Source organism: Mycobacterium celatum (assembly GCF_002101595.1).
Lineage (GTDB): Bacteria > Actinomycetota > Actinomycetes > Mycobacteriales > Mycobacteriaceae > Mycobacterium > Mycobacterium celatum.
This window is the reverse complement of the sequence record NZ_LQOM01000035.1, coordinates 78,774-92,241: the sequence shown is the minus strand read 5'-3', so window position 1 is coordinate 92,241 and position 13,468 is coordinate 78,774. Positions and strand designations below refer to the sequence as shown.

Sequence of the window (13,468 nt, the reverse complement as noted above, 5' to 3'; positions counted from 1 at the left end):
GGCATTGCCTGCAACCGGATCGGGTATCCGAATCGCCATGGGTACTACCGACCACAGACCCGCCAAGGTGCGCCGGCAGGCGCGAAAACAGGCCGACCAGGCACGTGCCGCGATGGAGGACCGCCGCAGCGGACAGCAGGGCGGCCTTTCCGGCTGGGTGGCCCGCCGCGCCGGCCGCTGGGACCTTTCGCGCCAAGACGAGGCCAGCTTGCACCGCCAGAAGTTCTTCTGGAATTTGTTGGTGGACTACTGGTTCCGAATGGAGATCGACGGCTGGGAGAATGTCGGCGAGCCGCCGGTGCTGCTGGTGGGCATCCATTCCGGTGCGCCGTTCGTGTGGGACGCCTGGACTGTCGGGCTGCAATGGTGGCGACGGTTCGGGTCCGAGCGCACCCTGCACGGCACTGCTCACGATGCGCTGATGGCCATCCCGGGCTTCGGCCGGTTCTTCCGCTCGATGGGTGTGCTGCCGGCGGCGCCGGACGCCATCGCCACCGCGCTGGCCGAAGGGCGTGACGTCGCGTTGTGGCCCGGTGGCGAGGTGGACTCGCTGCGGCCGTGGAGCGAGCGCGACCGGGCCAACCTCGCCGGCCGAAAGGGCTTTGTCAAGATGGCAATTCGCGCCGGCGTGCCGATCGTCCCGATCGCCACGGTGGGCGGCGCCGACGCCATGCCTGTGCTGATTCGCGGCGACAAGCTCTCCCATGCCCTGCGGCTCGACAAGTTGTTGCGGCTCAAGGTGTTTCCGCTGGCGGTCTCGTTGCCGTGGGGCATCGCCCCTGCGGCATTGCCCCAGTTGCCGTTGCCGGCCAAGATCCGGACCCGGTTCATGCCGCCGGTCGAGTTGGACCACGACCCTGCCCGGGCCGACGACGACGCGTACGTCGACGCCAAGTACCGCGAGGTGCAGGACAGCATTCAGCGCGGAGTGGACGCGTTGACCCGCAAGCGGGCGTTGCCCCTGTTCGGTTGACTACGACGCCCGCACGGGGCTGATCGCACGCTCGCTGACGATCCAGCGTGGGTGCGGTGGAGTCACTGCCATATAGCCGACTCCGCGGACCGTGTCGACGATCGACTCGTGCTCGGGGCCGAGTTTGGCACGCAGGCGCTGCACGTGCACGTCAACGGTGCGGGCCCGGTGGTCGCATTCATAACCCCACACCTCGTGCATCAGCCGGGTGCGGGTGAAGGCCTGACCGGCGTGCTGCACAAGGTAATTCAGCAATTTGAACTCGGTGAGCGTGAGGTCCAGTTCGCGGCCTTCAAGCGTGGCGGTGTAGCTTGCCGGGTGCAGCACCAGGTCACCGAGCTCCCAGGTGCCCTCCAGCGTGCTGCGGCGGCGTGCGATTGCCAGCCGCAGCCGCGCCTGCAACTCCGCGGCGCTGGCGTTGGCCAACAACACGTCATCGAGATGCCAGTCGAAGTCGACCGCCACGAAATCGGCGGCATCCACGACGGCTACCACCGCGATCGCGGGCGCCGTCGCGGTCAGCCGCCGGCACGCCGTGCGAGCGGCCGGCAGGTTGGCGCGCGCGTCGATGATCGCGACGTCGGCGCGCTCGTGGTAACCGGCGGCGCTGTCGCTGAGCGGGATCTGGCGGACGTCCTCGGCGAACAGCTCCAGCGTCGGCAAAACCGATGCGAAATCGGCCTGATCGGTAATTAGCAGGACATCCACCCGAGCCTCCAACCCCCTGGTAGGGCAGCCACAGGTTACCCCGATCCACTCGAAATTATTCCGGAATATTGGACGTTATTGTCGGACCGCGGACATGCGACGGGCCCGGTCCGTCACTGCAGACCGGGCCCGTCCTTGTATCCAGCTACTGCTGGTGAGATTGCTCGCGCTTTTCCGAGGCAGCGGCGCTGCCACGGGCGGCGTCGGCTTCGGCTTCCTTCTTCGCCGCGTCGCGCTGGGCTTCGGCCTTGTCCTGCTGGGCTTTACCCTCGCGGGCCAGCTCGTCCTGGCCGAGCACGTTACCTGCGGCTTCCTTGGCCTTGCCCTTGACGTCCTCGACGACGCCCTTGACGCCTTCCGCGGGTCCGCTCTTGTTGTCCTCCGCCATGGATTCCTCCTCATTGGCTGTCCTGCTCATGGACCGGCCAACGTCTCGACCGGTTTGTGTCGGCGCGGCGCAGAGACTTCGTCATCTCCGCGCTCTTCCCGCCGCGTCTGGCCGGATTCCCACCGCGGCGCACGCTCAAACCTCCGTTGTTTCGTCGGGGCCGGGCCGGGTATTTGGAGGCGATGACTACCTCGCTGTGGCTGGCCGACCGCGCTCGGCCGAACACGCAAACCAACCTGGGGCAACCGTCCGCCGACGTGGTGGTCGTCGGTGCGGGCATCACGGGGCTGACCACCGCCGTGCTGCTGGCCCGGGCAGGCAAGGACGTGCTGGTGCTGGAGGCACGCAGCGCCGGCGCGGTGACCACCGGCAACACCACCGGGAAGATCAGCCTGCTGCAGGGCACCATGCTCTCGCAGATCGTGTCCCACCACGGCGCCGATATCGCGCGCGACTACGTGCGGGGCAATCGAGAAGGCCAGGATTGGCTGCTGCACTACTGCGAGGCGAACGGCGTTGCGGTTCAGCGGGAGGACGCCTACACCTACGCGCGGTCCGCGGGCGAGGTCGAGACGGCGCGTGCGGAACTGGCTGCGGCGCGGTTGGCGGGTCTAGACGCCGAGTGGGACGACGACGCCGACGTGCCGTTTCCCTACCACGGCGGGGTACGGCTGGCCAACCAGGCGCAGTTCGATCCAATGCCCTTGCTGGACAGTCTGATTGGTGAGCTCACTCAGCGTGGCGGCCGACTTGTCGAGGGTGCGCGGGTGCAGCGGCTGTCGCACCGCAACGATCGCGTGCGACTGACCACCCGGACCGGCGACGGCACGGTCGACGTGGACGCGGCGCAGTGTGTGCTCGCCACCGGCATGCCGATTTTGGACCGCGGTGGATACTTCGCCAGGCTGAAGCCCAACAGGTCCTACTGCATTGCGTTCGAGGTTCCCGGCGCCATCACCCGGCCGATGTTCATCTCCGCCGGTTCGCCGACCAGGTCGCTGCGATACGCGCCGGCCGGCGACGGCGAGCGACTCATCGTCGGCGGCGCCGGCCACGTGGTGGGCCGCAAGAGCCCAACCGCCGAGCTGGACGAATTGGCGTCGTGGGCCGGCGAGCACTATCCCGGTGCCGTCCAGACCCACCGGTGGTCGGCGCAGGACTACACGCCCATCGACCATCTGCCCTACGTCGGGCCGATTTTGCCCGGCGATGAAAAGGTTTACATCGCAACGGGATTCAACAAGTGGGGACTCGCCGCCGGAGTCGCGGCGGCGCTTCTGCTCAGCAGCCGGATCCTCGGCGGCCGAATGGACTGGTCGAAGGCGTTCGCGGCATGGAGCCCCCACGAAATCACCGGCATCACCACCGCCATGCGCGCGAATCTCGAGGTTGCGTTGCACATGGCCAAGGGATGGCTTGCGCCGGCGACCCGATTGGGCCGCGACGTGCCCACTGACGGCGGCGTGGTCAAGGGATTGCCATGGCACATGGAGGCGCAGTGCTCGGTTGACGGTGTGACGCATCGGGTTTCGCCGGTATGCCCGCATCTTGGCGGCATCGTCAACTGGAACGACGCGGACAAGTCGTGGGAATGCCCGCTGCACGGATCGCGATTCGCGCCGGACGGCACACTCTTGGAAGGACCGGCAACCCGGGGCCTGACCCGATCTTCGTAGCGGTTGGGGTGTCCGCGTAGCCGGTTGTTCGCCGCAAATCTGCTCCACCTCGAACGCGCGGACCTGCCATGAGGCAGGATAGGAGGTGCTGTCCGGGGGGTAGCCGCAAGGCGCTCTCGCATGCGAGGAGTCTGATGACGGAGCAGGAGCCGACGAGTACCAACGGCGTCGAGGCATTTCCACCGGACAACGGCTATCCCGGCGCAGAACCGCCACGCCGGCCCAAGTACTCGCGGGTGTTGCTCAAGCTCGGCGGCGAAATGTTCGGCGGCGGGCAGGTGGGGCTTGACCCCGACGTGGTGGCCCAGGTGGCCCGCCAGATCGCCGAGGTGGTCCGCGACGGCGTTCAGGTTGCCGTGGTGATCGGCGGCGGCAACTTCTTCCGGGGCGCCCAGCTGCAGCAGCGCGGCATGGAGCGTAGCCGCTCGGACTACATGGGCATGCTCGGAACGGTCATGAACAGCCTTGCGCTGCAAGACTTTCTGGAAAAAGAAGGGATAGCCACCCGAGTCCAGACCGCGATCACGATGGGCCAGGTGGCCGAGCCCTACATTCCGCTGCGCGCCCGCCGTCACCTGGAGAAGGGGCGGGTGGTGATCTTCGGCGCCGGCATGGGGCTGCCGTACTTTTCCACCGACACCACCGCCGCGCAGCGGGCGCTGGAGATCGGCGCCGAGGTGGTGTTGATGGCCAAGGCGGTCGACGGGGTGTTCGCCGACGACCCGCGGGTCAACCCCGAGGCCGAGCTGCTCACCGCGATCAGCCACCGCGAAGTCATCGACCGCGGCCTGCGGGTGGCCGACGCCACCGCGTTCAGCCTGTGTATGGACAATGGCATGCCGATCCTGGTGTTCAACCTGCTGACCGACGGCAATATCGCCCGCGCGGTCGCGGGTGAGAAAATCGGGACGCTGGTCACCACCTAGGGGGAAGACGCGATGATCCGCGCTGGCGACGATGCAGAGCGCAGCGATGAGGAGGAGCGGCGCACATGATTGAGGAGATTCTCTTCGACGCCGAAGAGAAGATGGAAAAGGCCGTGTCGGTGGCCCGCGATGACCTGTCGACCATCCGGACCGGCCGGGCCAACCCCGGAATGTTCTCCCGGATCGTCATCGACTACTACGGCGCGGCCACCCCGATCACCCAGCTGGCCAGCATCAACGTCCCCGAAGCGCGGCTGGTCGTCATCAAGCCGTACGAGGCCAACCAGCTGCACGCCATCGAGACCGCGATCCGCAACTCCGATTTGGGCGTCAACCCCACCAACGACGGAACCCTGATCCGGGTGGCCGTGCCGCAGCTGACCGAGGAGCGTCGCCGCGAGCTGGTCAAGCAGGCCAAGCACAAGGGCGAGGAAGCCAGGGTTTCGGTGCGCAACATCCGCCGCAAGGCGATGGAGGAGCTGCACCGTATCCGCAAGGACGGCGAGGCCGGCGAGGACGAGGTCGGCCGGGCAGAAAAGGACCTGGACAAAACCACCCACCAGTACGTCGCCCAGATCGACGAGCTGGTCAAACACAAAGAAGGCGAGCTGCTGGAGGTCTAGCGGCCACTCAGCAACGATGTCTGTGGCAGACACTGATACCGGCGCAGGCACCCCGGCGGAGGGGTCGGCGCAGAAGACCTCACGGGCCGGTCGCAACCTGCCCGTCGCCATCACCGTCGGCGCACTGCTCGGCGGGGCGGTCATCGCCAGCCTGGTGTACGCGCCGCATGCGTTCGTCGGGATAGTCGCCGCCGGCGTGCTGCTGGGCACGCTGGAGGTGGTGCGGCGGCTGCGCGCCGCCGGGTACGTGATTCCGGTCATCCCGCTGGTGGTCGGCGGCCAGGCCACCCTGTGGCTCACCTGGCCGTTCGGGGTGCGCGGCGCGCTGGCCGGCTTCGGCGCCACCGTCGTGGTGTGCATGATCTGGCGGCTGCTGAGCCCCCACGGTCGCCGCGCGGCGCCGGTGCCCGACGCCTCTCCGGCCAACTACTTGCGCGACGTGTCGGCGACGGTTTTCCTGGCCGCCTGGGTCCCGCTGTTCGCGTCGTTCGCCGCGCTGCTGGTCTACCCGCAAGACGGGCCCGGCCGCGCGTTCGCGCTGGCAATCGGCGTGGTGGCCTCCGACGTCGGCGGCTACGCGGCGGGGGTGCTGTTCGGCAAGCACCCGATGGTTCCCGCGATCAGCCCGAAGAAGTCGTGGGAAGGGCTGGTCGGTTCGCTGGTGTTCGGGGTGACCGCCACCGCCCTGACCGTGACCTACCTGGGCGGCAAGCCGTGGTGGATCGGCGTGCTGTTGGGTTTCATGCTGGTCGCCACCGCCACACTCGGCGACCTGGTGGAATCGCAGGTCAAGCGCGACCTGGGCATCAAGGACATGGGCAGCCTGCTGCCCGGTCACGGCGGCGTGATGGACCGATTCGACGGTTTCCTGCCGTCGGCGGTGGCCGCTTGGGTCGTGTTGACCCTGGTGCCCTGATACTGGACACATCATGAAGCCGCAGCTGGTGTTCGAGGCGCCGCGCCGCACGCTGCCGCCGCGCCACCTGGCCGACCTCGACGAAAACGGCCGTGCGGCCGCCGTCGCCGAGCTGGGCCTGCCGGCGTACCGTGCCAAACAGCTCGCCCACCAGTACTACGGCCGGCTGATCGCCGACCCGCGGCAGATGACCGACCTGCCCGCCGCGGTTCGCGACCGGATCGCCGAGGCGTTGTTCCCGAACCTGCTCGTCCCGGCCAGCGAGGTCACCTGCGACTCCGGCCAGACCCGCAAGATGCTGTGGCGGGCCATCGACGGCACCACCTTCGAGTCGGTGCTGATGCGCTACCCGCAACGCAACACGGTGTGCATTTCGTCGCAGGCCGGCTGCGGCATGGCGTGCCCGTTCTGCGCGACGGGACAGGGCGGGCTGAGCCGGAATCTCTCCACCGCGGAGATCCTCGAACAGGTGCGGGCCGCCGCCGCGGAGTTGCGCGACGAGTTCGGCGACCGGTTGTCCAACGTGGTGTTCATGGGCATGGGGGAGCCGCTGGCCAACTACGCGCGAGTGGTCGCCGCGGTGCGTGGCATCACCTCAGGTTTCGGCATCTCCGCGCGGGCCGTGACGGTGTCGACGGTCGGTCTGGCCCCGGCCATCCGCAAACTCGCCGACGAGCGGCTCGGGGTGACGCTGGCGCTGTCGCTGCACGCACCCGACGACGAGCTGCGCGACACGCTGGTGCCGGTCAACAACCGCTGGAAGATCGCCGAGGCGCTGGACGCCGCGCGCTACTACGCCGACGTCACCGGCCGGCGGGTCTCGATCGAATACGCGCTGATCCGCGACGTCAACGACCAGCCATGGCGGGCCGAGCTGCTGGGCAAGCAATTGCATCGCGTGCTCGGCCCGCTGGCCCACGTAAACGTCATCCCGCTCAACCCCACACCGGGCAGCGACTGGGACGCCAGCCCGAAATCCGCGGAGCGCGAGTTCGTCCGGCGCGTGCGGGCCAAGGGCGTCTCCTGCACGGTCCGCGACACCCGTGGGCGGGAGATCGCCGCCGCCTGTGGCCAGCTCGCGGCCCAACACGTGACGTGATTCGGCGTATTTTGAACTAAACCGGGCCAGTTTTACGTGGTTAAGGCAGACATGAAGCGGAGGCCTGCGATGAGGGTTCACTGTTCCATCCTGACGAAACTGGTTGCCCTGGTTGTCATCACCGTCGCGCTTGCGGCCGGGACGAGCATCGCACCGCGTGCACTTGCAGCCGACGATCGCCTGAATTTCACCGCAACCACACTGAGCGGAGCTCCGTTCAACGGCGCCGGCCTGCAGGGCAAGCCGGCCGTGCTGTGGTTCTGGACGCCGTGGTGCCCGTACTGCAACGCCGAAGCCCCGGGTGTCAGCCAGGTTGCGGCCGCGAATCCCGGGGTCACCTTCGTCGGCGTCGCGGCCCACTCCGATGTCGAGGCGATGCAGAACTTTGTGTCCAAGTACAACTTGAACTTCACCAACCTCAACGACGCCGACGGGTCCATCTGGGCACGCTACAACGTCCCGTGGCAGCCTGCGTATGTGTTCTACCGTGCCGACGGCACATCGACATTCGTGAACAACCCGACCGCGGCCATGCCCCAGCAAGAGTTGTCCGACCGGGTTGCAGCGCTCAAGTAATTGGTAGACGAGGGACTTGTCGGATTGGCGTTCGCCGCCGGATTGGTGGCTGCGCTGAACCCATGCGGCTTTGCCATGCTGCCCGCCTATCTGGTTCTGGTGGTACGCGGCGGCGGACAGGCGGGGCCGACGTCGGTCGGCCGCGCATTGGTGGCCACCGTCGGGATGGCTCTCGGTTTTCTGACGGTGTTCGGGCTGTTTGGGGCGCTCACCGTGTCGGCCGCGACGACGGTGCAGCACTACCTGCCCTATGTGACGGTGTTGATCGGCGTTGTGCTTGTCGCCCTTGGCATTTGGCTGCTATGTGGCCGAGAGCTGAGCGTGCTGATACCCCAACGGCTTCGCGCGCAACGTGCCCCGACGGTTCGGCTGGGATCGATGTACGGCTATGGCCTCAGCTACGCAATCGCCTCGCTGTCGTGCACCGTCGGTCCGTTTTTGGCGGTCACAGCGGCCGGTTTTCGGAGCGGATCGATCCTCGGCGGCGTGTTGATCTATCTGGCGTATGTCGCCGGGCTGAGCCTGGTTGTCGGTGCGCTGGCCGTCGCCGCCGCATGCGCGAGCTCGGCACTGGCCGATCGCATGCGGCGAGTCGTGCCGTTCGTGAACCGGATCGGTGGCGCACTGCTGGTCGTCGTGGGGCTATATGTCGGCTACTACGGCCTCTACGAGGTGCGGCTGTTCAGTCTGCACGGGCACCCGCGGGACGCCGTGATCGCGGCGGCCGGTCGCATCCAGGGCGTCCTGGCCGGCTGGGTGCACCAGCACGGTGCCTGGCCGTGGCTGCTGGCGCTGGTCCTGCTGGTAGCGGGCGCGCTCGCGACGGCCCAGTACCGCCGACGTCATCGCGACACTTGAAATGACATCATGATGGTGTCACCATGACACCATGGATTTGCAGCCGTACGTCGACGCGGTCCGCCACGAGTTGAGTGTTGCCGCCGCGGCGGGCGGTGACGAGGCCCAGGCGCTCGCCGATCGGCTGACTGCTCCGCTCGAGTCGGCGATCCGATTGGCGCTGCTCCAGGCGCTGGCGGCCGGTGCCGAAGAGATCACCCGTGAGCTGGCGCCGCGTTCGGTCGAGGTTCGGCTGAGAGGCCGCGACCCGGAGTTCGTCGTCAGCGCCCCGCTCGGCGAGTCGCCCGCCGAGGCGCCGGCGGTCGACGACGACGGCGGCACCTGGCGGGTCACCCTGCGGCTGCCGGAGTCGCTGCGGGCCGGGATCGAGGCGGCCGCCCGCCGCGACGGCATCTCCCTGAACGCCTGGTTGGTCCGCGCCGCCGCCGCGCGCGTCGAAGCGGCGACACCACGAACCGCCACCCGCCATCACGTCACCGGCTGGGTGCGCTGAGTACCGACAAAGGAGGCCCGATGCCCACGTTCGCCACACCCGAGCCCATCTCCGCCCGCATCGACGCGGGTGAGGGCTCGATCCGGCTGATCGCCACCGACCGGACCGACACCGTCGTCGAGGTCCGCCCACGCGACCCGAACCGCCAGGCCGATGTCCGCTCCGCTGAGCAGGCGCGAGTGTCCTACGCCAACGGCCAGCTGGCCGTCGCACCCGCCAAATTCGGCTTCCTCGGGTACCGGATGGGCGCGGTCGACATCATCGTCAAATTGCCGTCGCGCTCCCGGGTCCGCGCGGCCGTGGCGTCCGCCGACGTGCACGCCGACGGCGAATTCGCGGACTTCGACTTAGCGTCGGCCAGCGGAAGCCTTGCGGCGCAATCGATCACCGGGCAGCTCAAGGCCGCGACCGCCTCGGGAGGGGCCGACATCGGCGAACTCGACGGTGATGTGAACTTCAGTACCGCCAGTGGCTCGCTGTCGCTCGGTCGGCTGCGCGGCCGGGTGAAGTCGCAAACTGCGTCCGGTTCGGTGCACATCGCGGCCGCTGTCAGCGGCGCCGTCGTCGCCTATACCAGCAGCGGCGCGGTCGAAGTCGGTGTTCCGGAGGGCAGCGCCGCCCGGCTCGACATCGTGACCGGGTCCGGCGTCATCACCAACCGGCTGGAACCCTCGGGCGGCCCCGAGGAGGGCGACGAAACGCTGTCGGTGAAGGTACGAACCGGCTCGGGGGACGTCGACATCCACCGAGCCGTTGCGACGCTTACCTGATCCAGCCGCGGCGGCGGCCCCACCAGTCGCGCACCACGACGAACAGAGTCAGCGCGGCGAAGCTGATCAAAAACCAGTTCTCGATGTGGCCGACGTGGTTGCCGCGCAGCATCAGCAGCAGGAACCCGGCGACGCACAGCCCGACAATGTGCCAGGTGCGGTGGTTGATCCTGCTCCAGCCCCATTCCGCGGAGGGCACTTCGGCAAGGTCGACCCCGGTGTAACGCTCCACCTCAGTACCGGCCACGGCTACTCCTCCAGTTGGACTGCGACGCACCGACATTCTGGCACACGCCGGGGAAGCGGAATTGGCCTACGGGCCGGGCGGAGGCATCAGCACGGTGTCGATCATGTAGAGCTGCGCGTTCGCGGTGCTGATGCCGCCACAGGTCACGGCGGCCTCGTTGACCTTCAGGCTGTCGGCGGTGCCCGTGACGGTCAGGGTGGTGTTGGCGTCGAGCGTCTGATGCACGCCGTCGATCTGGGCCGGGGTCAGCTGCCCGTTGACCAGGTGGTAGGTCAGGACGCTGTTCAGGAACGCCGCGTCGGTCTTGAACCGGTCCATCGTGGCGGGGTCGAGCTTGGCGAACGCCTGGTCGGTCGGTGCGAACAGCGTGAACTGGCCCTTGTTGACGGTGTCGACGAGGTTCACGTCCGGGTTCATCCGGCCCGACAGTGCCTGGGTCAGCGTGGTGAGCCGCGGGTTGTTCGACGCCGCGACCGAGACCGGGTCTTTGGTCATACCCGACACTGAACCGGGCCCGGTCGGCACCTGCTGCTCGTACTCGGCACAGCCGGGGCCGACGGGATTGCCTGCGGGAGCGGCGGTTCCCGTGCTGGTCGAGGACGCCGGCGGCGTCACGACGACCGTGGTGGTCACAGTCGATGGCGCGGACTGCACGGGCTCGTGGACCTCGGTTGTGCAGGCCGTCGCCCCCATCACAGCCAGCACAACGACGCCGACCGCGGCAAGCGGTCTATTCATTTTTGCCATCCTCTCCCTGCCATTAGGTGTCCGTCCCCTTTCCCGCTTTGGTCTGGCGCTAAACGCAAGAGCGATACAGGCGCGGCACAATGAATGGGTGACAAACGACCGCCTGCGCGTCCTGGTGCTGGGCAGCACCGGCTCGATCGGGACCCAGGCGCTGGAGGTCATCGCCGCCAACCCGGATCGCTTCGAGCTGGTCGGGCTGGCCGCCGGCGGGGCAAACCCGGATTTGCTGGCCCGGCAGCGCGCCGAGACCGGGGTGACGAACATCGCCGTCGCCGACGAGGGCGCGGCCATCGGCGACGTCACCTACCGCGGACCCGACGCCGTCACCCGGCTGGTCGAGAACACCGAGGCCGACGTCGTCCTCAACGCGCTGGTCGGGGCGCTGGGACTGCGGCCGACACTGGCCGCGCTGGCCTCCGGCGCCCGGCTGGCCCTGGCCAACAAGGAGTCGCTGGTCGCCGGTGGGTCGCTGGTGCTGGCGGCCGCCGCGCCCGGCCAGATCGTGCCCGTCGACTCCGAGCACTCCGCGATGGCCCAATGCCTGCGCGCCGGCGCCCCGCACGAGGTCGCCAAGATCGTGCTCACCGCCTCCGGCGGCCCGTTCCGGGGCTGGTCGGCTGCCGCGCTCGAACACGTCACCCCCGAACAGGCGGGCGCACATCCGACCTGGTCGATGGGCCCGATGAACACGCTGAACTCGGCGTCGCTGGTCAACAAGGGGCTCGAGCTCATCGAAACCCACCTGCTGTTCGGCATCCCCTACGAGCGCATCGACGTCGTCGTGCACCCGCAGTCGATCGTGCACTCGATGGTCACCTTCACCGACGGCTCGACGATCGCCCAGGCCAGCCCGCCGGACATGAAACTGCCCATCGCGCTGGCGCTGGGCTGGCCGGACCGGGTGTCCGGCGCCGCCGCCGCTTGCGACTTTTCCACCGCGTCGAGCTGGGAGTTCGAACCGCTGGACACTGCGGTGTTTCCCGCCGTCGACCTCGCCCGGCAGGCCGGCCGGGCCGGCGGCTGCATGACCGCCGTCTACAACGCCGCCAACGAAGAAGCTGCTGCCGCGTTCCTGGCCGGGCGGATCCGATTTCCCGCGATCGTGCGCACGATCGCCGAGGTACTGAGCGCCGCCGACCAATGGTCGGTCTTACCCGCTACCGTGGAAGACGTACTCGACGCGCAGCGCTGGGCCCGGGAGACGGCCAGGCGTCTCATTGATCGAGTCACACAGGAGGTCATACCCACCCGATGATGTTCGTCGTCGGCATCGTGCTGTTCGCGCTCGCCATCCTCGTCTCGGTGGCGCTGCACGAATGCGGCCATATGTGGGTCGCGCGTGCCACCGGGATGAAGGTGCGCCGCTACTTCGTCGGCTTCGGCCCCACGCTGTGGTCGACGCGGCGCGGCGAAACCGAATACGGCCTCAAGGCGATCCCGGCGGGCGGCTTCTGCGACATCGCCGGGATGACCGCGGTCGAGGAGCTGGCGCCCGACGAGCGCGACCGCGCCATGTACAAGCAGAAGACCTGGAAGCGCACCGCGGTGCTGCTGGCCGGGCCGGGAATGAACTTCCTGATCGGCCTGGTGCTGATCTACGGCATCGCCGTCGTCTGGGGGCTGCCGAACCTGCACCCCGACACCCGTGCCGTCGTCGGCGGAACCGCTTGTGTGGCACCGGAAGTCAGCAAGGGTGAGCTCGGCCAGTGCACCGGTCCGGGCCCGGCGGCCATCGCCGGGATCAAACCCGGCGACGTCATTGTCAAGGTCGCCGGCCAGGACGTGCGCAGCTTCGCTGATGTGCAGGCCGCCGTGCAGCCGCGAAACGGGCCCACGCCGGTGGTGGTGGAGCGCGACGGGCGCCGGCTCGAATTCACCGTGAACGTCACGCAGACAAAGAGATTCACGTCCCAGCACGCCGACGCCGCATCGACCGTCGGCGCTATCGGAATCAGCAGCAGCGCGCTGTCGGGCCCGACGAAGTACAACGTGCTGACGGCGGTGCCGGCCACCTTCACGTTCACCGGCGACTTGTCCGTGGAGCTGGGGAAGTCGCTGGCCAAGATTCCCACCAAAGTCGGCGCGCTGGTGCACTCGATCAGCGGCGGAGAACGTGATCCCGAAACCCCGATCAGCGTCGTCGGCGCCAGCATCATCGGCGGCGACACCGTCGACCACGGGCTGTGGGTGGCGTTCTGGTTCTTTTTGGCCCAGCTGAACTTCGTGCTAGGCGCCATCAACCTGGTGCCGCTGCTGCCGTTCGACGGCGGGCACATCGCGATCGCCGTTTACGAGAAGATCCGCAACATGATCCGGTCGGCGCGCGGCATGGTCGCCGCGGCGCCCGTCAACTACCTCAAGCTGATGCCCGCCACCTACGTCATCGTGGTCGTGGTGGTCGGCTACATGCTGCTGACCGTTACCGCCGACCTGGTCAACCCGATCAGGTTGTTCCAGTAGGAGTCTCG

16 protein-coding genes are annotated in these 13,468 nt (G+C 68.2%); 12 read left to right on the top strand and 4 right to left on the bottom strand.

Annotated features, from left to right (window positions below):
- Positions 1-37 precede the first annotated feature (37 nt).
- Positions 38-973, top strand: coding sequence for a lysophospholipid acyltransferase family protein (locus AWB95_RS15795; RefSeq protein ID WP_062541436.1), 936 nt, complete (start codon positions 38-40; stop codon positions 971-973).
- Here AWB95_RS15795 and AWB95_RS15790 read toward each other — a convergent pair whose 3' ends face one another.
- Together AWB95_RS15790 and mbp1 are read right to left on the bottom strand one after the other, a co-directional pair.
- Positions 974-1,681: a winged helix-turn-helix domain-containing protein gene (locus tag AWB95_RS15790; protein ID WP_062541437.1), complete on the bottom strand. Its 708-nt coding sequence runs from the start codon at positions 1,679-1,681 to the stop codon at positions 974-976.
- A 145-nt stretch (positions 1,682-1,826) separates the two neighbouring features.
- Positions 1,827-2,069: a microaggregate-binding protein 1 gene (gene mbp1, locus AWB95_RS15785; RefSeq protein WP_062541438.1), complete on the bottom strand. Its 243-nt coding sequence runs from the start codon at positions 2,067-2,069 to the stop codon at positions 1,827-1,829.
- Between the two features lie 182 nt (positions 2,070-2,251).
- On the opposite strand from mbp1, the gene AWB95_RS15780 reads away from it, so the two are divergent.
- From AWB95_RS15780 to AWB95_RS15740, 9 genes are all read left to right on the top strand, one after another.
- Positions 2,252-3,745: an FAD-dependent oxidoreductase gene (locus AWB95_RS15780; RefSeq protein WP_062541439.1), complete on the top strand. Its 1,494-nt coding sequence runs from the start codon at positions 2,252-2,254 to the stop codon at positions 3,743-3,745.
- 134 nt (positions 3,746-3,879) lie between these two features.
- On the top strand, positions 3,880-4,671 hold the full coding sequence (pyrH, locus tag AWB95_RS15775) for a UMP kinase (protein WP_083129438.1): 792 nt from the start codon (positions 3,880-3,882) through the stop codon (positions 4,669-4,671).
- Positions 4,672-4,736: 65 nt separating this feature from the next.
- Entirely contained in the window at positions 4,737-5,294 is a 558-nt protein-coding gene (gene frr / locus AWB95_RS15770; RefSeq protein ID WP_085168386.1) for a ribosome recycling factor, read from the top strand.
- A gap of 22 nt (positions 5,295-5,316) precedes the next feature.
- A complete protein-coding gene (locus AWB95_RS15765) occupies positions 5,317-6,210 on the top strand; it encodes a phosphatidate cytidylyltransferase (protein ID WP_420799441.1) in 894 nt (297 codons plus the stop codon).
- Between the two features lie 13 nt (positions 6,211-6,223).
- Positions 6,224-7,309 (top strand): dual-specificity RNA methyltransferase RlmN, encoded by a 1,086-nt coding sequence (gene rlmN, locus AWB95_RS15760; protein WP_062540320.1) that lies wholly within the window; start codon positions 6,224-6,226, stop codon positions 7,307-7,309.
- A gap of 69 nt (positions 7,310-7,378) precedes the next feature.
- Positions 7,379-7,885, top strand: a complete 507-nt coding sequence (gene dsbE / locus AWB95_RS15755; protein ID WP_062540319.1) for a disulfide bond-forming protein DsbE — start codon at positions 7,379-7,381, stop codon at positions 7,883-7,885.
- A complete protein-coding gene (locus AWB95_RS15750) occupies positions 7,886-8,743 on the top strand; it encodes a cytochrome c biogenesis CcdA family protein (RefSeq protein WP_062540318.1) in 858 nt (285 codons plus the stop codon). It abuts the gene before it with no gap.
- Positions 8,744-8,774: 31 nt separating this feature from the next.
- Positions 8,775-9,236 carry a toxin-antitoxin system HicB family antitoxin gene (locus AWB95_RS15745; protein WP_085168384.1) on the top strand — a complete coding sequence of 154 codons (462 nt, stop codon included), beginning with the start codon at positions 8,775-8,777 and terminating at the stop codon, positions 9,234-9,236.
- Positions 9,237-9,256: 20 nt separating this feature from the next.
- Positions 9,257-10,006, top strand: a complete 750-nt coding sequence (locus AWB95_RS15740; protein WP_062541405.1) for a DUF4097 family beta strand repeat-containing protein — start codon at positions 9,257-9,259, stop codon at positions 10,004-10,006.
- Here the strand turns inward: AWB95_RS15740 and AWB95_RS15735 are convergent.
- Entirely contained in the window at positions 9,999-10,253 is a 255-nt protein-coding gene (locus AWB95_RS15735; RefSeq protein ID WP_062541406.1) for a DUF2631 domain-containing protein, read from the bottom strand. The genes AWB95_RS15740 and AWB95_RS15735 overlap by 8 nt on opposite strands.
- 66 nt (positions 10,254-10,319) lie before the next feature.
- A complete protein-coding gene (locus AWB95_RS15730) occupies positions 10,320-11,000 on the bottom strand; it encodes a fasciclin domain-containing protein (protein WP_062541407.1) in 681 nt (226 codons plus the stop codon).
- A gap of 88 nt (positions 11,001-11,088) precedes the next feature.
- On the opposite strand from AWB95_RS15730, the gene dxr reads away from it, so the two are divergent.
- Positions 11,089-12,255 (top strand): 1-deoxy-D-xylulose-5-phosphate reductoisomerase, encoded by a 1,167-nt coding sequence (gene dxr / locus AWB95_RS15725; protein WP_085168383.1) that lies wholly within the window; start codon positions 11,089-11,091, stop codon positions 12,253-12,255.
- Complete coding sequence (locus tag AWB95_RS15720) at positions 12,252-13,460, top strand: M50 family metallopeptidase (protein WP_062541045.1); 1,209 nt, start codon at positions 12,252-12,254, stop codon at positions 13,458-13,460. Before dxr ends, AWB95_RS15720 begins: the two co-directional genes overlap by 4 nt.
- Positions 13,461-13,468: the final 8 nt, after the last annotated feature.

What these genes read in the sequence shown, in the direction of transcription:
- pyrH (WP_083129438.1), top strand. Translation starts at nt 3,880, where the DNA reads ATGACGGAGCAGGAGCCGACGAGTACCAACGGCGTCGAGGCATTTCCA.
- AWB95_RS15795 (WP_062541436.1), top strand. Translation starts at nt 38, where the DNA reads ATGGGTACTACCGACCACAGACCCGCCAAGGTGCGCCGGCAGGCGCGA.
- AWB95_RS15740 (WP_062541405.1), top strand. Translation starts at nt 9,257, where the DNA reads ATGCCCACGTTCGCCACACCCGAGCCCATCTCCGCCCGCATCGACGCG.
- mbp1 (WP_062541438.1), bottom strand. Translation starts at nt 2,069, where the DNA reads ATGGCGGAGGACAACAAGAGCGGACCCGCGGAAGGCGTCAAGGGCGTC.
- AWB95_RS15730 (WP_062541407.1), bottom strand. Translation starts at nt 11,000, where the DNA reads ATGGCAAAAATGAATAGACCGCTTGCCGCGGTCGGCGTCGTTGTGCTG.
- AWB95_RS15720 (WP_062541045.1), top strand. Translation starts at nt 12,252, where the DNA reads ATGATGTTCGTCGTCGGCATCGTGCTGTTCGCGCTCGCCATCCTCGTC.
- frr (WP_085168386.1), top strand. Translation starts at nt 4,737, where the DNA reads ATGATTGAGGAGATTCTCTTCGACGCCGAAGAGAAGATGGAAAAGGCC.
- rlmN (WP_062540320.1), top strand. Translation starts at nt 6,224, where the DNA reads ATGAAGCCGCAGCTGGTGTTCGAGGCGCCGCGCCGCACGCTGCCGCCG.
- AWB95_RS15780 (WP_062541439.1), top strand. Translation starts at nt 2,252, where the DNA reads ATGACTACCTCGCTGTGGCTGGCCGACCGCGCTCGGCCGAACACGCAA.
- dsbE (WP_062540319.1), top strand. Translation starts at nt 7,379, where the DNA reads ATGAGGGTTCACTGTTCCATCCTGACGAAACTGGTTGCCCTGGTTGTC.
- AWB95_RS15745 (WP_085168384.1), top strand. Translation starts at nt 8,775, where the DNA reads ATGGATTTGCAGCCGTACGTCGACGCGGTCCGCCACGAGTTGAGTGTT.